Annotated in this window: 18 protein-coding genes and 1 rRNA gene; 12 read left to right on the top strand and 7 right to left on the bottom strand. The window is 68.2% G+C overall.

The annotated features are described in order from the left end of the window. Both rrf and EGH21_RS11655 read left to right on the top strand, forming a co-directional pair. Window positions 1-120: ribosomal RNA gene (gene rrf / locus EGH21_RS11660) — 5S ribosomal RNA — on the top strand; the annotation flags it as partial. Between the two features lie 127 nt (window positions 121-247). Then, window positions 248-631 (top strand): DsrE family protein, encoded by a 384-nt coding sequence (locus EGH21_RS11655; protein ID WP_220618638.1) that lies wholly within the window; start codon window positions 248-250, stop codon window positions 629-631. Here the strand turns inward: EGH21_RS11655 and EGH21_RS11650 are convergent, their stop codons facing one another. The 4 genes from EGH21_RS11650 to EGH21_RS11635 form a co-directional block, all read right to left on the bottom strand. Further along, a complete protein-coding gene (locus tag EGH21_RS11650; RefSeq protein ID WP_220618637.1) occupies window positions 632-1,402 on the bottom strand; it encodes an ABC transporter ATP-binding protein in 771 nt (256 codons plus the stop codon). Then, a complete protein-coding gene (locus EGH21_RS11645; protein WP_220618636.1) occupies window positions 1,393-2,199 on the bottom strand; it encodes an ABC transporter permease in 807 nt (268 codons plus the stop codon). The genes EGH21_RS11650 and EGH21_RS11645 overlap by 10 nt, the downstream gene beginning before the upstream one ends. A gap of 24 nt (window positions 2,200-2,223) precedes the next feature. Continuing rightward, window positions 2,224-3,240, bottom strand: coding sequence for an ABC transporter substrate-binding protein (locus tag EGH21_RS11640; protein ID WP_220618635.1), 1,017 nt, complete (start codon window positions 3,238-3,240; stop codon window positions 2,224-2,226). Between the two features lie 181 nt (window positions 3,241-3,421). Further along, window positions 3,422-5,527: a beta-glucosidase gene (locus tag EGH21_RS11635; RefSeq protein WP_220618634.1), complete on the bottom strand. Its 2,106-nt coding sequence runs from the start codon at window positions 5,525-5,527 to the stop codon at window positions 3,422-3,424. Between the two features lie 91 nt (window positions 5,528-5,618). Here EGH21_RS11635 and EGH21_RS11630 point away from each other — a divergent pair, with 91 nt between their 5' ends. The 4 genes from EGH21_RS11630 to EGH21_RS11615 all read left to right on the top strand — a co-directional run bounded on the left by EGH21_RS11630 (window position 5,619) and on the right by EGH21_RS11615 (window position 8,985). After that, window positions 5,619-6,458: a VOC family protein gene (locus EGH21_RS11630; RefSeq protein WP_220618633.1), complete on the top strand. Its 840-nt coding sequence runs from the start codon at window positions 5,619-5,621 to the stop codon at window positions 6,456-6,458. A 126-nt stretch (window positions 6,459-6,584) separates the two neighbouring features. Beyond that, window positions 6,585-7,223: an alpha/beta hydrolase gene (locus tag EGH21_RS11625; protein WP_220618632.1), complete on the top strand. Its 639-nt coding sequence runs from the start codon at window positions 6,585-6,587 to the stop codon at window positions 7,221-7,223. A gap of 66 nt (window positions 7,224-7,289) precedes the next feature. Beyond that, window positions 7,290-8,390 carry a DUF3179 domain-containing protein gene (locus EGH21_RS11620; protein WP_220618631.1) on the top strand — a complete coding sequence of 367 codons (1,101 nt, stop codon included), beginning with the start codon at window positions 7,290-7,292 and terminating at the stop codon, window positions 8,388-8,390. Then, window positions 8,380-8,985, top strand: a complete 606-nt coding sequence (locus EGH21_RS11615; protein ID WP_220618630.1) for a hypothetical protein — start codon at window positions 8,380-8,382, stop codon at window positions 8,983-8,985. Before EGH21_RS11620 ends, EGH21_RS11615 begins: the two co-directional genes overlap by 11 nt. On the opposite strand, the gene EGH21_RS11610 is transcribed toward EGH21_RS11615, so the two are convergent. Next, window positions 8,986-9,414, bottom strand: coding sequence for a CopG family ribbon-helix-helix protein (locus tag EGH21_RS11610; protein WP_220618629.1), 429 nt, complete (start codon window positions 9,412-9,414; stop codon window positions 8,986-8,988). 127 nt (window positions 9,415-9,541) lie between these two features. On the opposite strand from EGH21_RS11610, the gene EGH21_RS11605 reads away from it, so the two are divergent. Genes EGH21_RS11605 through EGH21_RS11585 form a run of 5 tightly spaced genes read left to right on the top strand, consistent with a single transcriptional unit; the run spans window position 9,542 to window position 15,467 of the window. Continuing rightward, window positions 9,542-10,726, top strand: a complete 1,185-nt coding sequence (locus tag EGH21_RS11605) for a vWA domain-containing protein (protein WP_220618628.1) — start codon at window positions 9,542-9,544, stop codon at window positions 10,724-10,726. A 52-nt stretch (window positions 10,727-10,778) separates the two neighbouring features. After that, entirely contained in the window at window positions 10,779-12,008 is a 1,230-nt protein-coding gene (locus tag EGH21_RS11600) for an FHA domain-containing serine/threonine-protein kinase (RefSeq protein ID WP_220618627.1), read from the top strand. Window positions 12,009-12,010: 2 nt separating this feature from the next. Next, window positions 12,011-13,108, top strand: a complete 1,098-nt coding sequence (locus tag EGH21_RS11595; RefSeq protein ID WP_220618626.1) for a PP2C family protein-serine/threonine phosphatase — start codon at window positions 12,011-12,013, stop codon at window positions 13,106-13,108. 48 nt (window positions 13,109-13,156) lie between these two features. Then, window positions 13,157-14,227: a double zinc ribbon and FHA domain-containing protein gene (locus EGH21_RS11590; protein WP_220618625.1), complete on the top strand. Its 1,071-nt coding sequence runs from the start codon at window positions 13,157-13,159 to the stop codon at window positions 14,225-14,227. Window positions 14,228-14,270: 43 nt separating this feature from the next. Beyond that, window positions 14,271-15,467, top strand: coding sequence for a zinc ribbon domain-containing protein (locus EGH21_RS11585; RefSeq protein ID WP_220618624.1), 1,197 nt, complete (start codon window positions 14,271-14,273; stop codon window positions 15,465-15,467). On the opposite strand, the gene EGH21_RS11580 is transcribed toward EGH21_RS11585, so the two are convergent. Continuing rightward, entirely contained in the window at window positions 15,464-15,874 is a 411-nt protein-coding gene (locus EGH21_RS11580) for an archease (RefSeq protein ID WP_220618623.1), read from the bottom strand. The two genes, EGH21_RS11585 and EGH21_RS11580, sit on opposite strands and share 4 nt — an antisense overlap. A gap of 52 nt (window positions 15,875-15,926) precedes the next feature. After that, the gene (locus EGH21_RS11575) at window positions 15,927-16,583 is read right to left on the bottom strand and encodes a halocyanin domain-containing protein (protein WP_236035496.1); all 657 of its coding nucleotides are present in this window, start codon (window positions 16,581-16,583) and stop codon (window positions 15,927-15,929) included. A gap of 777 nt (window positions 16,584-17,360) precedes the next feature. Between EGH21_RS11575 and EGH21_RS11570 the strand changes: the two genes are divergently transcribed. Beyond that, window positions 17,361-17,669: a hypothetical protein gene (locus EGH21_RS11570; protein ID WP_220618621.1), complete on the top strand. Its 309-nt coding sequence runs from the start codon at window positions 17,361-17,363 to the stop codon at window positions 17,667-17,669. Window positions 17,670-18,099 lie beyond the last annotated feature (430 nt).

Raw genomic sequence — 18,099 nt, 5'->3', positions numbered from 1 at the left:
GGCGGCCATAGCGGCGGGGTTGCCTCCCGTACCCATCCCGAACACGGAAGATAAGCCCGCCAGCGTTCCAGGGAGTACTGGAGTGCGCGAGCCTCTGGGAAAGCTGGTTCGCCGCCACCATTCATACTCATATTCATTTCGAGCTTCGCGGAGAGATATCTCTCCGCGGGGCTCGTCGTCCTTGGGGAGCGGCCGCGCTGATGGCGGCGAGCGGAACGTTTTCGACTGTGGTCGGCCACGGCACGGTATGCCCGCGAATCCGACAGCACCGGCGACGGACGGTGGGACAGAGACACTCGGAACCATCGTGCACGTCCCCGAAGGCGACAGCACGTACGGGAAGCGAGCGTTCAGGAACGTCGAGAACCTGCTGGCCGACGAGACGCTGACCAGTGACGTCACCGTCGTCTGCAACGGTGGTGGGGTCGACCATCTACTGCGGTCGGCGCCGACCGCGACCAGTGTTCGGACACTCGTCGAGCGCGGGGTCGACGTGTGCGCCTGCCGGAACTCGCTCGATAGCGGCGGCTACGATGCCGACGAACTCGTCGACGGCGTCAGAGTCGTCCCGACGGCGATGGGAGAACTGACCAAACAGCAAGCGTCGGGGAGCGCCTACGTCAGGCCGTAGTCACTCCTGGATGAGGTCGAGGAGTCGCTGGTAGTGGGTCCCGAAGGCGTCGTCGGAGCGGTTCCGAGGCCGCTCGATATCGACATCGACGACCTCCCGGACGCGGCCCGGTTCTTTGGCCATGACGACGACCCGGTCGGCTAGCTTGACCGCTTCTTCGACGTCGTGCGTCACGAAGAGGATGGTCTTGCCCGTCTCGGTCCAGATGTCGAGCAGTTCGTCCTGTAGCATCTTCTTGGTCTGGGCGTCGACAGCGCCGAACGGTTCGTCCATCAGGAGCAGGCCGGGGTCGACGGCGAGGGCGCGTGCGAGGGCGACGCGTTGTTTCATCCCGCCGGAGAGGTCCCGTGGGTAACTGTCCTCGAACCCGTCGAGGCCGACGAGGTCGACGAGTTCCTGCACCCGTCGCCGGCGCTCGCCCGAGTCGACGGTGTCGGTCTTCTCGAGGCCGAAACCGACGTTTCCGGCGACGGTGCGCCACGGGAAGAGGTGGTACTCCTGAAAGACGAGTCCGAGGTCGGGGCCCGGACCGTCGACGGGGTCGCCGTCGAGTGAGACGGTCCCGTTCGTCGGAGCTTCGAGGCCGGCGATGATGCGAAACAGCGTCGTCTTCCCACAGCCGGACGGGCCGACGATGCAGACGAACTCGCCGGCCTCGACGTCGAAGGTCACGTCGTCGAGGGCCTGCACCGGACCCTGTGCGCTGTCGTACTGCTTCCCGACGCCGTCGATGCGGACCCGCGGCGTCTCGGTGGGGTCCTCTACCGCCATGCCAGCGCCCTCCGTTGGAGTGTGCGGAACGCCACGTCGACGAGCAGGAACATCAGACTCAACACGAGGATGTAGGTGATGACGACGTCGACCTGCAGGTTGTTCGAGGCGCGGAGGATGCGCCGACCGATGCCTGCGACACCGAATATCTCGGAAGCGACGACGAGCATCCAGCAACGGCCGATACCGGTCCGGATGCCGGTGGTAATCTCGGGGAGTGCGGCGGGGAGGACGACGGCCTTGATGAGTTCGAGGTCACCCTGGACGCCGAGACTGCGAGCCACGTCGAGGAGGTCCTCGGAGACGCCTTCGACGCCGCCGTAAGTCGCGTAGAAGTTGATCCAGAACGCGCCGATAGCGATGATGAACGCGGCCCCAGCGTGGTTGATGCCGACCCACGCGATGGCGAACCCGATGAGCGCCAGCGGGGGGACGGGCCGGAGTACGCGGACGACCGGCGACGTGAGGTCGTCGAGCAGCGGGCTCCACGCGAGGGCGACGCCGGCGGCGATACCGAGTCCCGTCCCGAAGAACGCGCCGGGGACCCAGTGGAGGGTGCTGTTCCAGAGTGCGGTCAGCATCCCGCCACTGGTGGCCTCCGTGTAGAACGTTGCGCCGACGGCGACGGGCGAGGGTAACACGTACGACGGTTGCGCGAGCGATGCGAGCCACCAGACGACGACGAACGCGAGGAGACCGGCGGTACCACGGAGCGCTCGCTGGGGGTCGATGTCGGCGAGCGCACCGGCGACGGTGTCGTCGGTGTGGTCGACTTCTTCGGTGACGTCGATAGCCATTGTGTGGTGTGTGAGTGAAGTCAGTCAGAGGCTGTCGTAGACGCTGTAGTCGAATATCTGGTCCAGTGACAGCTGTTGGTCTATCTGACCGTTCTCGTTGGCGAAGCGGGAGAATATCTTGGTTCCGTTCTCGATTTCGCGCGGGTCGGTGACGAAGTTCGAGAGGGGGCCCTGCAGGGCCGAGAGCGCCTGATCGGCGTCCATCCCGATACCTTCTTCGACGATGCTGGCGGTCGGTTCGGGGTTGGTCCGGATGAACTCCGTCGCTCGGACGTGCTGTTCGAGGAACTGGGTGGCGACCGCTGTGCCGCGGACGTCGTCGCTCATGAGCGTCACGGCGGCAGGCTGACCCGGCATAATCTCGCTCGCGAGTCTGAACGTCGAGACCGGGACGTTCGCTCGGTCGGCGCGGGTCGGCACCGGTTCCATGATGGACGAGCCGTCGATTTCGCCGTTGGCGATGGCCTGCCAGACGGCGTTTGCACCGTTGATTTCGAGGATGTCGACGGTCGAGGTGTCGACGCCCTCCTGTTGGAGCCAGTAACGCAGGAGGACGTCGGGCACCGACCCCTGTGGGAAGGTCCCGAAGCGGAACTTGCGCCCCTTCTGCTCTTCCCAGACTGCGAAGGCGTCGGCACCGTGTTCGTCCCAGAGGGCCTGTAAGTCCTCGTGCGCGAGGATGGCCATCGGTTCCTTGATGTTCGCGGCGGTCACCTTCGCCGGGATGCCCCGGTCGATGACGATCATCGAGGGGACGATACCGAACATCGCCACGTCGAGTTCGCCGCCCCCGTAGGCCTGGATAATGGCGGGGCCGTCGGTGAACTCCTGCCCTTCGATGGTCGCGTCCACCTCTTCGAAGTACCCCTCCTGTTCCATCACGAAGTACTGCAGGTCGGGGAAGATGGGCATGTAGGCGACCGAGAGCGAGTCGCGGCCACTGGAGCCACCGATACCGAGGCAGCCGGTCAGGCCGGCAGTCGCGGCGACGCCGCTTCCAGCGAGATACGCACGTCGAGAGAGTGTCGTCTGTTCAGTCACGAGTGCCGACGCTAGCGGCGTCGAACGCTTATGGGCAGAGACTCCGTCAAAATCGTCGGCCACTTCGAACGGCCGGACAGTCGTGAATCGCCGCTATTTACCGTCTCACGGCACTGAGACGGTTACCTATCGAAACTCTCCCGTCGTAGACAGGGGCAAAATACACCGGTAATTGTGTGGGCTACCCGCTCCGGTCGACGTCGACCGACGCTCGGACGTCGCCGGCAGACCGAGCGACGTCGACGGTGTAACGGCCGTCGTCGACGGTCCACCCGTGGCGCGAGTCGTATCGAGAGAACGCGAGTTCGTCGAGCGAGAGCGAGACGGTCCGGGACTCGCCGGCGTCGAGAGAGACGGACTCGAAACCACCAAGCTCCCGAACGGGTCGGTCGACACCGTCGACGTCCGGTGGGCGAACGTAGGCTTGGACCACCTCGCGGCCCGGTCGCTCGGCGACGTTCTCGACGCCGACCTCGACGGTGGAACGGTCGACCGCCACCGCGTCGCGGTACTCGAACGTCGCGTAGGAGTGGCCGTGGCCGAACGGGTACGTCGGGTCGACGCCCGTCGCGTCGAAGTGTCTGTACCCGACGAACAGACCCTCGTCGTAGTGGGCCACGCCGTCGACGCCGGGGAATCGTCGCTCGTCGCTCGTCGGGTAGGCGTCCTCGGGTGCGAACGTGACGGGGAGGCGACCACCCGGGTCACGGTCACCGTAGAGGACCGACGCGAGCGCCGTCCCGTCGGCCTGTCCGGGGTACCACTGTTCGACGATAGCCGCCACGTCGTCGCGCCACGGCGTCTCGACGGGGCCGCCCGAGCGGACGACGACGACGGTCCGGTCGTTCGCGGCGGCGACGGCCGAGACGAGTTCGTCCTGTCGGCCGGGGAGCGAGAGGGAGTCGCGGTCGCGGGCCTCCGTCGTCGCGTCTCGAACGACGACCACGGCCACGTCGGCGTCCGCAGCGGCGTCGACGGCGGCGTCCAGCGAGGGTTCGGTCGCCGGTGTGGTGCTCTCGTCGGCGTCGTGGCCGCTCTCGACGAACGGTAACAGGTCGAACAGCGAGACGTCTTCTATCTCTGGGACGCCGCGGGCGACGGTCACCGTCCCGCCGGCCCGCGTCTCGACACCTTCGGCCGGACTCACCGAGTGGAACGGCGTCGTCTCCGAGGACCCACCGCCGCCCAGTTTCGGTTCGTGGACGTGGGGGCCGACGAGGGCGACGTCTGTGTCGTCATCGAGTGGGAGGACGCCGTCGTTCTCCAGCAAGACCGTCCCGCGGGCGGCCACGCGCTCGGCGAGGTCGCGGTGGCGCTGGCTGTCGAGTTCGCCGGGTCGGTCCCCGTCCGCGAACAGTCCGACGCGGGCCATCTGCCCGAGGACGCGAACGACCATGTCGTCTAGTCGCTCGGGCGGGACCGTTCCCTCGTCGATAGCGGCGGCGAGCGGGGCACCGAACAGGCCCGCGTGGGTCGCGTCGGGGATGCCGTCGGGCCACTCGAACTCTTCTATGTCGCCGTCGTCGTCTTCCACCGGGACGCCCGGCATCTCCACGTCCAGTCCTGCGTTCGCCGCGCCGACGGTGGTCTCCAGCCCGTACCAGTCGGAGACGACGTAACCGCCGAACCCCCACTCGTCTTTGAGGACGTCGCCGACGAGACGTTCGTGGTCGCTCATGTGCGTCCCGTTCACCCGGTTGTAGGCGGTCATCACCGACCCGACGCCGGCCTCGACGGCGGCGCGGAACGGCGGGAGGTAGAGCTCTCGAAGCGTCCGCTCGTCCACGTCGGCGCTGACGGTCGTCCGGTGTGTCTCCTGGTTGTTGGCGACGAAGTGTTTCACCGTCGCGACGACGTCCTCGGACTGGATGCCGGAGACGAGCGCCCGGCCGACGTCGCTCGCGTGGACCGGGTCCTCGGAGAGGTACTCGAAGTTGCGGCCGCAGTGGGGGACGCGGACGACGTTCACGCCCGGTGCCAGCAGCGCGTCTTGGTCGTGGGCGCGCGCCTCGCGGGCCATCGCGGCGCCCTGTGCGTGTGCGAGTTCGGGGTCGAACGCTGCCGCCGTCGCGATGGAGGCCGGAAACGCCGTCGCACGCTCGCCCTCGGCACGGATGCCGAGCGGACCGTCGACCAGTCTGAACGGCAGGACGTCGAGGCGGTCGACACCGGGGAGATAGCCGGTCGCGGTCTCGGCCGGGTCCTCGGTACCGCGGACGAGCGCCAGTTTCTCGGCACGGTCCATCTCGGCGAGGAGTGCGTCGACGTCGGGTGAGGTCCGGACCATCGGATACCGGGTCGTCGGTCCGAAGCGGTAAAGCCGTTCGCACGTCCGCGCGCGGCACAATCGGTATCAGTCTCTCCGGCGAAGGGACAGTATGACGGACGAGACTGGGACGCTGCCGGACGAGACCGGTATCGGACGTGTCGCGCTGACCGTCGGCGACGCGAACGACACCGCCGAGTTCTACGAGACGGTGGTCGGACTGACGGTGCAAGCGCGGCGCGACGACCGGGTCGTTCTCGGTGACGGCGAGACGGCGCTGGTGGAACTCCACGAGGACCCGGAAGCGCCCGAACGGTCCCGGAGGTCGGCGGGCCTGTTTCACACGGCGTTTCGGGTGCCCTCGCGGGCCGCACTGGGGGACGCACTGGAGCGCGTCGACGCGGAGTGGCAACTGTCCGGGGCGTCGGACCACCTCGTGAGCGAGGCGCTGTACTGCCGTGATCCGGAGGGTAACGGCGTCGAAATCTACCGCGACCGGCCGAGAGCGGAGTGGAACGAGACGCCCGACGGCGGCGTCGAGATGGCGACGGAACAGCTCGATACCGCGGGAGTGCGAGCGGACGCGACGGGGGCGAGAACGGTCCCGGAGGGGACAGACGTCGGGCACGTCCACCTCGAAGTCACGTCGCTGGACGCGGCCCGCGCCTTCTACGTCGACGCGCTGGGGATGAACGTCCGGACGACGTACGACGGTGCGCTGTTTCTCGCCGCGGGGGACTACCACCACCACGTCGGCGCGAACGTCTGGAACGGCCGGACGGACCCGGCCAGTGGCCGCGGACTGGCGTGGTTCGAACTGGTCCTGCCGGACGCTGGGGCCGTCGAGGCGGCGACCGACCGACTCTCGGCCGCCGGGTACGAGGTGGCGTCGGCGGGTGAGGCGGCGACGGTGACCGACGACGACGGCATCACGCTTCGCCTCCGGGCCTGAACTGGTTGTGCCAGTGTTACCGGCTACTCAAGAGGACGGACGCGGTAACAGGGGTATGGCAACGAGGGCTGTACACGAGGCGGAGTGGCAGACGACAGACGCGGTCGGCGTCGCGGAGGGGCGGCGATGAGCGGGCCACATCAGGGCCAGCAACTCGTCACCGCCGGCACGCCGCTGGAGGAGGCGGACGCGGCGATGGTGCTCGTCCACGGACGCGGGGCGACGGCCCGGAGCATCGTCCAGATGGGCCAGGAGGTCCACTGGGACGGCCTCGCACTGCTGGCACCGCAGGCCGCCGGCAACACGTGGTACCCGAACTCCTTCCTCGCACCCGTCGAGGACAACGAACCGGGCCGGAGTTCGGGTTTGCAGGCCGTCGGCGACGCCGTCGAGACGGCCACCGACGCCGGTATCGACCGCGAACAGGTCGTCTTGCTGGGCTTCTCGCAAGGGGCCTGTCTCGCGAGCGAGTTCGTCGCCCGGAATCCGCGCCGCTACGGCGGCCTCGTCGCGCTGAGCGGCGGCCTCATCGGCGAGTCCGTCGACCCGACCGAGTACGAGGGTGACGTCGAACGGACGCCGGTGTTCGTCGGGTGTAGTGACGTCGACCCGCACATCCCGATAGAACGGGTCCACGAGACGACCGAGGCGTTCGAGCGGTTGAACGGCGACGTCGACGAGCGCATCTACGAGGGGATGGGCCACGGCGTCAACGAGGACGAACTCGACGCCGTCTCGGAACTGGTCGCCGACGTGCTCGACTGAGGCGTCAGCGACCCGGTTACTGGAGGCTCACCGCGAGGCTTTGAGCGATGCGCTCGTACACCGGGTATGGACACGACACGCCGCGAGTGGCTCCGCGCGGTGGGAGGCCTCGGCGTCGTCGGCGTCGCCGGCTGTAGCGGCACCGGTGGGTCCGGCGGCGCGGCCGAGGGAACCGACCGAACCGACAGTGAGACGGACGAGTCCACGTCGTCGGCCGGACGCCCACCCACGGCGGACCAGTCGCTGTACCTCGGCCACGACGTGGAGACGATATCGGACAACATCGTCAGCGGCGGCGTTCCGAAGGACGGCATCCCGGCCATCGACGACCCGACGTTCGGGCCGCCGGACGAGGCCCCACTCGACCCCGGCGACCCGGTGTTCGGCGTCGTCCGTGACGGCGAGGCGAAGGCGTACCCGCAGCGAATCCTCGTCTTCCACGAAATCGTCAACGACACCGTCGCCGGGGACCCGGTGGCGGTGACCTACTGTCCGCTGACCGGCACCGCACAGGGGTTCGAACGCGGCCCCGTGGAGTTCGGCGTCTCCGGCCGCCTCGTCAACTCGAACCTCACGATGTACGACAGAGGGACCGATAGCTGGTGGCCGCAGGTGCTCGCGACGGCCGTGCGCGGTCAGATGCAGGGCGCGACGCTGCAGGAGTTCCGGGTCGTCTGGACGACGTGGGAGGCGTGGCGCGCCGAACACCCAGACACCGTCGTCCTCACGGAGGATACCGGGTTCCAGCGACGGTACGGGACCGACCCGTACGGCAGCTACAACCCGAAGCGCGGGTACTACGCGAGCGACCGAACGCTGTTCTCGCCGCTGGAGTCGGACGGCCGGGCCGACCCCAAACGGGTGGTCGTCGGGACCCGGACCTCGGAGGGCGCACTCACGTTCGACAAGGAGACGGTGCTCGCCGAGCGCGTCCTGACTGGCGACATCGACGGCACCCAGTACGTCGCCGTCGCCGACGACGTACTCTCGACGGCGTACGTCTACGCGAACCCCGACGCGGTGACGGTGAAGGCCGTCGACGACGGCTACCGGGTCGACGGCGAGACGCACGCACCCGACGCGTTACCACTCGACCGGACACTCGCCTTCGACGGCATGTGGTTCGCGTGGGCGGGGTTCTACCCCGGGGTGGACTATGTCCGCTGACGTCGCCGCCGGGTCACAGTCGACGGTGACTCACGTCGAACGACTGGTCCGACAGACCGCCGTCGCAGTTCGCGGGGCGTTCTCCCGGCGCGACGGCCGCGTGACGTTCGCCGCGACGAGCGTGTCGTACCTCGTGGTGTACCTCGCCGGGTTGCGCCACCTCGGCCTCGGCCCGTGGGGGTTCGAGGTATCCGTCGTCGCAGACCCGCTGGCCCGGGCGACGCGACTGGTCAGCCCGTTCCAGTGGGAACCGGTTGCGCTGGTCGCCGCCGGTCCGGTCGAACTCCTCGTCTCGCCGCTGAACGTCGCACTCGGGGCGATACTCGCGACGCTCGTCGGCGTGAACCTCGCCGTCTCCGTGGTCGCTTACCGGGGTCCGAAAGCCTGCAAAATCGGGCCCGGTGCGGGAGCGGCCGCGGGGCTCCCGGGACTGCTCTCCGGGTTCGCCTGTTGCGGGCCGACGATACTGCTGGTGGTCGGGCTACAGGCCAGCGCCACCGTCCTCACGGTGTTCCAGTGGCTCGTCCCGTTCGCGGGGCTCGCGCTGGTCGGGACGTTGCTGTGGGTCGGGACGAAAGTCGACCCGGACGCCTGATCACTCGACGTCGGCGAGCGTCCCGAACTCGTCGACGGGGACCACCGAGTAGTCGATGTTCAGCGTGTCCTTCGTCGCGCGAATCTTCCCGACGAACGTCGAAATCTCTTCGAGGTCACCCTCCAGAACGAACAGTTCCATACAGCGGTGTTCGCCGACGTGGCTGTGGAAGTTCGATGCGACGAGCCCCTCGTGTTCGTGGCGCAGGCGCATCATCTTCTCCTCTACGGTCGTGGTGTCGTAGTCGAAGAGGACGGTGACGATGCCCATCAGTTCCCGCCCCTCCAGCCGCTTGTCCTCGAACTCGCCGAGCAGGTTCCGACTGGCCTCGCGGATAATCTCGCTCCGGCCCGTGTAGCCGTGCTCCTCCGCGAACTGGTCGATGCGCTCCAGTAGCGACTCCGGCATGGAGACACTGACGACGGTCATATATTAAACGAGCACCCAGTTCCTATTAAGGATTATCGAACGGGGCGGGAACCGACAAACTACGGCGTGTCGCCCGAGTTCACGGTGGGGAAAACTTATAATTAGGTCGTAAGACCCTCTTAACAGTATGACCGCCAACGTCGTGACCGACGTTAACCGGCCGTACGTCCCGGGGACCGGGGCGAAACTCACCGCCGAGATAGAGGTCGAGCCGGGACAGCAGGACGAGCGGCCGACGCGACAGATAGCGCTGTGTATCGACGCGAGCGGGTCGATGGCGGGCGACGAGATAGAGCGGGCTCGGTCCGGCGCCGAGTGGGTGTTCGGACTGCTCGAAGACGACGACTACGTTTCCATCGTCGCGTTCGACAGCGACGTCCACGTCGTGCTGGAGGCGACGCGGTGGGGCGACGTCTCCCGCGAGGCGGCGATGGAGGCGGTCGCCGACATCGCGGCCGGCGGCGGGACGGACATGTACCGGGGTCTCGCGGCGGCGGCGGAGTCGCTCCGGCAGCTCCCGGACGACGGCAACACCGCTCGCCGCGTCCTCCTGCTCTCGGACGGGAAGGACAACACCCACGACACGCCGGAGTTCGAGACGCTGGCCCGCGAGATAGACGGCGAGGGCATCCGCATCAAGTCCGCGGGCATCGGGAGCGACTACCGCGAGGAGACCATCCGGACGCTCGGGAGCGTCGCCCGCGGGGAGTGGACCCACCTCGACGCGGCCGGCGACATCGAGGACTTCTTCGGCGACGCCGTCGAGGAGGCCGGCACCGTCGTCGCTCCCGACGCCCGACTGGAACTGGACGTGGCCGACGGCGTCGAGGTAAGCGAAGTCTACCGTGCGCTCCCCCAGACACAGGAGGTCACGCCGGAGTGGGAAGCCAACACGACGGTCGTCAAACTCCCTGACCTGCTGGACCGCGAGACACAGCGGGTCGTCCTCAAGGTGCACGCGCCCGCCCGCGACATCGGACAGGAAGTCACGCTCGCGGACGTGACGCTGACCGCCGACGGCGAGACGGCCACCGGGGCGATAACCGTCGAGTACACCGACGACCCCGAGAAACTCGGCGAGCACAACGAGGAGGTCGACGTCGACCACCGGCAGACGGTCATCAAGACGGAACTCGGCAAGGGCAACGTCGCCGAGGCCCAGACCCAGATAGAGCGGATGACGCAGGTCCACGGCGCCGACACGGAGGCCGTCGAGGCGGCCGAACGCCAGACGGAAATCGTGATGGAAGGGGGGCGAGAGGAACAGAGCAAGGCGACGAAGATAGTCACCGACGAGGGCCTCCAGAAGTGACGGCGGCCTCGGCGGACGACGGCGGGCGAGGACCGACCGACGGACCGTGACCATGGCGTGGGAACCCGAACCCGGCGACGTCGTCGCCGGCCGCTACGAACTCGCCGAGTTCCTCGGCAAGGGCGGGTTCGCGAAGGCCTACCGTGCACTCGACACCCAGACCGGCGACGACGTCGTCCTGAAACACCCCAACTACAGCGAGTCACAGAACGACCGGAGCGTCATCGAGGAGTACTTCCAGAAGGAGGCCGAGACGCTCGAACGCATCGCTGCCGCGGGTGGCCACGAGAACGTGATGGCGCTGTACGAGACGGTCGAGGACCGCGGGACGCCGTTCCTCGTCGTCGAACTCGTCGTGGGCGGCATCGAACTCGACGAGGTCATCGAGCAACACGGCCCCGTCGACGCCGAACAGGTGCGACAGATAGGCATCGACCTCGCGGACGCGATGGGGTTCATCCACGAGAACGAAATCGTCTACAGGGACCTGAAACCGGAGAACGTGATGCTCACGCCCGACATCACGCCGACGCTCATCGACTTCAACACGGCGACGGGGTTCGACGCGACGGGTGACCCGTCGACGGGCAACACCGGAACGACGATTCTCGGCCCGTTCAAACCCAGAGAGGTCGCCGAAGCGAGTCGGACCGACGTCCGGCAGGGGCCGTGGTCCGACGTCTACTCCATCGGGAAGATTCTGCTCTTCCTGCTCAAGGGCAGTGTGCCGAAGAAAGACGGCGTCAACCCGCAGGACTTCGGCGCGGACTGCCCGGACGACCTCGCGGAGATAGTCGAGCGAGCGACGCAGTCGGACTATCGCCAGCGCTACCGGAACGCGACGGTCCTGAGGGACGTCCTCGAAGCGAGGGACCCGACCCCGCCGGCGACGGCGTCGGTGCGGTACATACAGGCCGACCAGCGGTTCACCGTCGAACCCGGTGACACCATCGGGCGGGCGGGAGCGACTGGGCCGCCGGCATCCATCACCATCGACGACCCGCAGGGCGAGTACATCTCCTCGGTGCAGGTCCAGTTCGACACGGAGGGCGACGACTGGTACCTCGTCGACCGGAGCCTCAACGGCACGTTCGTCCAGAAGGGGTCCGGATGGCAGCGGGTGCTGTGTGAAGCGGGACGTGAACGCCTCCGGAGCGAGGGCGAGGACCCGACCGACCGCCACGGCGACGTGCCGCCGGAGTCGATTCGGCTCCGGGACGGTGACCTCGTCTCGCTCGTCCACCCGACCTACGGCGTCACGTTCGAGTTCGACTCGGAGTAACCATGCGATACGCAACCAACTACGACATCGGCGACCGGAAGCGCGGACAGGGAATCAACGAGGACAGCCTCTCGATGACCGTCTTCGAGGAGGGTCACCGAGACGGCTATCGCGGGCAGACACGGCCACCTGTCGACGGCGGAGACGCGGGCGACGGGCAGGCCGAACGCCCTGTGAACCGCTCGGCCGGCGTGTTCGTCCTCGCCGACGGTGCCGGCGGCCACGACGCGGGCGACGCTGCATCCTACATCGCCACGACAGTCGTCGCCGAACGCCTCGCTCCCGTCGCCATCCGGGCGGTCAGGAGCCATCCCGACGGCTTCGACGTGGACATAGACCCCGCAGTCCTCCCGGACGTACTCGGGCCGGAAGACGTCCAGACGGCCGTCGAGAACGCCGTGGTGGAGGCTCACCGGGAGATACTCCGGTACGCCAGCGAGTCGGGTACCCAGTCGTACACCACCGTCGTCGCCGGCGTCTACGCCGACGGGAAACTCCACCTCGGGTGGGTGGGCGACAGTCGGGCCTATCTCGTCAACCACGCCCGCGAGGAGCTCGTCCGCCTCACGAAGGACCACGCCGTCGTTCAGGAGTGGGAGGACGCCGGCGAGATAGATTCCGTGGAGGCCCACGTCCACCCGAACGGCAACGAGATAACCCGGGCGCTCGGCGGGTCGGGCCACGAGGACCCCGACCGGGCGATGGTCGACGTGGACACCCGGACCGTTCGTCTGTTCGCCGAAGACACGGTACTGGCGACGAGCGACGGTCTCATCGACGCCCAGACGGACGCACCCGCTCTCTACGAGCAGTACGTCGAGGCGGAGAAATCCGAGGAGGCGGCCGAGACGGTCCGTGAGGCCGTCGTCACCGACGACGAGATTCGAGACGTCCTGCTCGATGCCGAGTCGCTCGACGCCGCCGCCGCCGAGTACGTCTCGCTGGCCAACGACCGCGGCGGGAAGGACAACGTCTCGGTGCTGCTGTTCGAGGACGACGCGCTCCCCGAGACGCCGAGTAGCGGCGGCTTACCGATACGGGCGGTCGACCCGGACGTGGACGTCTCCGACCGCGAGACGGTCATCATGTCGGAGGAGTGAGGGGGCAACTGTTTTCTTTCTCCCCGTGAAAACCGCTCACGAACGAGTATGTCAGACGCGAGCACCGGACAGACCGTAGAGTGCCCAATCTGTGGGGAGGCCTTCGACCCGACGGTCGCGGGTGGGTGGTGTACGAACACGGAGTGTGGCGAGTGGCAGTACACCGACGACGAGAGCGAGGCCGACGACGAGACGGCGGCCACCGACGACGGCGACGGCGACTTGCTCTCGGAGGCCACCGAAGCGACCGCGACAGACGAAGATACCGACGAGGCGGCAGAGGCCGGCGACGCCGAATCCGCAGCAGAGGCGGCCGAACAGACGCCGACGGACGACGCCGGAACCGAGGCGGCGACGGAGGCCGACCCAGCGACCGCAGAGGGCGACGCGGCCGCGGGGGAGGACGGTGCGAGCGAGACGGACGCGGAGGCAGCGGACGCGGACGAGACGACCGCTACCGACCACGCCCCGTCGACCATCGACTGTCCGGACTGCGGGACGGAACTGGACGCCGACGCGAACTTCTGTGTGGAGTGTGGGGCCGACGTCCGAGAGGTCGAACCGGCCGCCCCGCTCACCGAGTGTCCCAGTTGCGGCACCGACGTCGACGAGACGGACAGTTTCTGTGTCGAGTGTGGCGAGAACCTCGACGCCCACCGCAACGAGGGCGACGCGGGGGAGGACGACGAGACGGCGACCGACTCCCACAGCGACGACGCGGAGACTGACGCCCCATCCCAGACCGGCACGGCGGCCGAGGACGCCGTCGAAGCGCTCGAAGCGCAGTCCGACGACGAGAGCGGGTCGGACCCGGTGCCCGACTCGCTCGTCCTCGAGGTCCGCGGTCGGGAGATTCCCGTCGAGGACGGCGACACGGTCGGCCGCGAGGTCCGCGCGGCACTGACCGACGCCGGTCGGCCGGAGGACGAGGCGGTTCGCGTCCACCGCGAACACGTCCGGTTCGTCCGCGAGTCCGACGCCTTCTATCTCGTCGACCTCGGCGACAACCCGACCAGCCTGAACGGTCGAACCTTGCAGAAGGGCGACCGCGAAGCGGTCTCGCCCGGCGACGAACTCCAACTGTCCGGCGTCGCCACCGTCACGATTCGCGCGCCCTGACCGGACCACACGAACTAAGCCGCCCCTCGGAGATACCCCAGTAATGGCTGACGGCGTTCCAGTCGCGGAGTTTCGACGGTCGATTTCGTTGCTACGGAGCGAGTCGTGGGTGCTCGTCGGGGGAGTGGTGGGTGCCCTCAGTTACGGCCTCTGGGTACTCGCGACGGGGATAGCGGTCGGGAGCGCCACACCGGGGCTGGCGAACGGCGGTGTGACGACGGTCGGCGGCGCCACCGTGACCGGTCTGTCGGTGATCGGACTGGTGCTGTGGGTTCTCCTCCCTGCCACCGTCGTGTCCGCCCTCGCCGGCCGACGGTTCGTCAACGAACACGGGAACCTCGACAACCGGTACCGACTGGACCACCCGAGTCTCCTCCTCGCACCGCCGGGCTTGGTGCTGTTCGGGAGTCTGGCGGCGACGGTCACTACCGGGCGGTCGGCGGCGCTGACGGCGATAATCCTCGTCGCGAGCGTCCACTTGCTCGTCCGCACCGTCGCGTACGGCTACCGGGTCTACACGCTGTCGGTCCCGCGACTGTTCACGGCGTTGCTCGCCGCCGCCGTCGCGGCGCTGGCCGGTGGAGTGCTCGTCGCGGGGACGCTCATCTCCGACCTGAGTGCGACGGCACGCGGGCCGGTAGCGCGGGCGGGGGTACCGACGGTGGTCGAGACTGGCCTGACACTCGCCGATATGACTCCGGCCGACGCGCTGGCCGGTCTCGTCGCGGTGCCGGCACTCCTCGCGACGGCCTACCTCGCGGTCCAACTCGTCGCTGGAACCGCCGTTCGGATGCGGGCACCGCTGGCGAACCCGACGCGACGCCCGGGCCAGCGGTTCCCGATTATGCCCCCCGTGAGTCACGGCGACAGCGCCGAGAACCACGACGGGACTGCCGGCCACGGGACGGCCGGGAGCGACGCCGCCCCGGTCGGCGACGCGCCGTCGGAGACCGACCCCGACGCGGCGGCCGACGAGTCCGACGACGACCGCTCTCACACCCGGGTGTTCACGCCGGACGAACCCGCTCCCGGCGACAGTGACGCAACGACGGAGGTAGCGACCGTCGACGGGATGGCACCTGACGAGGACGGGACGGACGACGAGTGGGAGGACGATACGGCCGTGTTCTCGTTCGACCGCGAGGACTCGTCGCCGGACGCCTGTGACGCCTGTGGCGAGACGATAGCCGCGGACGCCGAGGTGTCGTTCTGCCCGAACTGCGGCGACCGACTGGACTAGACGTCGAAGACCACGTACGCCCGCCAGCCGTCGTCGGTCGCTTCGAGGGCCATCTCCGAGTACGTGACCGCCTTGACTTCGCGAGCGCTGACTGCCGAGAGCGGGACCCCCCGGGCGCTGGCCGCGACGCGCCACTCGTCGCCGCTACCACCGACCGTCGCGTCGTTGTCGACGGGGAGGACGTTCCGCACGTCTCGCTCGTATATCAACTGGTCGAGGTAGTCGAACAGCAGCGCCTCGCGCGACTCGGCGGTGACGGTCAGGTCGAACCGACTCCCCTCGTCGGGGACCGCGTCGCACATCGCGGCGGCGAGACCGTCGGCGATGGCGGCGAACGTCTCGTCTATCGTCTGGCCGGTCGCTTCGACGGCGACGTCCGCCGTGTGTTCTCGGAGGTCGAACGGCATCACTCGACTTTCGGGACGCCGGGGAGAAAGCGGTACGGGTTCGACCAGACCGTCAGCGGCGTCGGTCCATCTGGTTCGCCTTGCGCCGCATGAGTGCGGCGAAGGCCAGCGGCGAGAGGAACGCCATCGCGATGACGGCCGCGAGCGCGGTGACGGGGCCGCTGGCGGACCCCGTCCGGCCGCCGTCACCGCTCGTCGCGTTCCCACGGCTGCTCTCACTGTCGCCGCTCGCTGTCGCCGTCGCGGTACTGCCACCGCTACTGCCGCCCGAGGCCGACCCGACGACGACGGCGCCCTTCATCCCGAGCCCTGCGTGGGGTTCACAGACGTACTTGTAGACTCCTTCGCTGTCGAACGTGTACGAGTACGTCGTGCCCGCCTCCGAGACGAGGCCGCCGGAGTCGAGGGGGCCGTCGCCGTCGGAGACGACGTTGTGGCCGCCGCCCTCTCCGGTCCACGTCCAGACGACTTCGGTCCCGGGCGAGACGCGGACCGCCGCCGGGTCGAAGGCGAACGCGCCGCCGTTGCCCTCGGCACCGACGGTTATCTCGACGGTGTCCTGTCCCGTCTCGTCGACCGTGCCGTCGAAGTTCCCGACGCCGTCGAACCACCCGCCGTAGTCGGGTCCCTGCTGTGCCGATACCGTCGCCGTCGTAGCGCCCAGTGCGACCGCACCGGCAGTCGCCTGTGCGAACTGTCGTCGTGTCATCGAACCAGTCATGGGTGTGGTGTTGGACGACCCGGCGACCGGGTCACCGGTGACCGGTCGTCCCTGTCTGTGGGTCGGTTACAGACGGGGGTAAAAACTGAGGGGTGTTCTCAGCCGGTAGGAACCGGCGCGATGGTGTTCGAGACGGCGACTGCCCCAGCGTCCCCTGCCGACACCACACGGGATTCGACGACCACGGCGATTCGGTATCGTTCCCTCGACGGAACGAAACCGTGTCAATCGGTCACGAACGTACAATAGATTTAATATGTCACCTCCTGATGGTGTAGATACGTCACGCAGACCGACGAGGTGTTCACATGACCCGTACCACTCCTGCCCCGACGTCTTCGCCCATCGCACGCCGGCCGTTCGCCGGCGGGTGGGCCGCCGGACGCGGCATCGCTGCCGCGTATCCGGTGTCTCTTGCTGGGGGCTGGTGTGGTCGGGTGAGCGCCCGTCCGCTTCACCCCGCAGCGTAGGGGCACAGCGCCACCGTGGGACGGCCGTCCGGTCGCGCGGACACCCACTGCGGTGGAGCCTCGATTTCGAATCCCGACGTCGGCGACGCCGTCGAACGGCTCGACGGTCGCGTCGATTTCGCCGATACCCACGACGGTATCTACGTGGTGTCGGCCATCGACTGCCGCCGGTCGTCGGGAGTCACGCACCGTCACACAGACACGTCTCCACCGAGCGACGCGTCCGTCGCTCCTCCCGACGTGCTCGATTGGCGAGCCCCCGTCTCGGGGCCGGTTCGACTCCGGCCGTCGGCGTATGTCGCTCCATGCGACCGTCCCCGTCGACGCATCGGCCGACGTCTCGCTCCGGGTCCCCCGCGGCGGGACCGAAGACCTGGAGAGCGGCGTCGCCGCCGTCGTCGAGGGCGTCGACGGCGTCTCGGCCGTCACCGTCGACCGCGTGACCAGCGTCCGACCGACGTTCACCGACATCCGCGTGGACGCTGACCTGACCGTCAGCATCGCCGTCCCCGCGGACGCCGACCCAGAGACGGCGGTAGCCGACAGACTCGCCGACGGGTTCGGCATCACCTCGGTGAGCGACCTCACCGTCGAGGCGACCTGACGCGTCGCTCCACCCCTCGGTGCCCCCGCGTCCACTGGCGGACACCGGCACGGTCCGGGACCGGGTTCGACTCCCGGCGGGGGCGGAGGCACTATGCGACCTACGTACCTACTCGCCATCGCCGAACAGCGACGAGAACGGACGGATAGCGACGAGAGACGCCGACGCACCCGCCGTCGGTAACCCCGCGGGCTTCTGCGTATTCACAGTCAAACGACGGATACGAGAGACGTCGCCGCTCGACGCCGTGCCGCAAGAGCGGTAGCGCGACCCAGCGGAAAAACGACCGCAACATTGGGGCTCCGTGTGAACTGTCGTTCCACCCTTCCTAAACGATTGTCCCGGACGTATTCGCACCCGTTCCGAGCGTGCTGGAACGCGGCTCTCGATACAAGACGTCGATGTCCGTACCGACTGGTGATGTACACAC

Source organism: Haloarcula rubra, from assembly GCF_019599465.1.
Taxonomy (GTDB): Archaea; Halobacteriota; Halobacteria; order Halobacteriales; family Haloarculaceae; genus Haloarcula; species Haloarcula rubra.
This window is presented reverse-complemented; position numbering and strand designations above follow the sequence as displayed.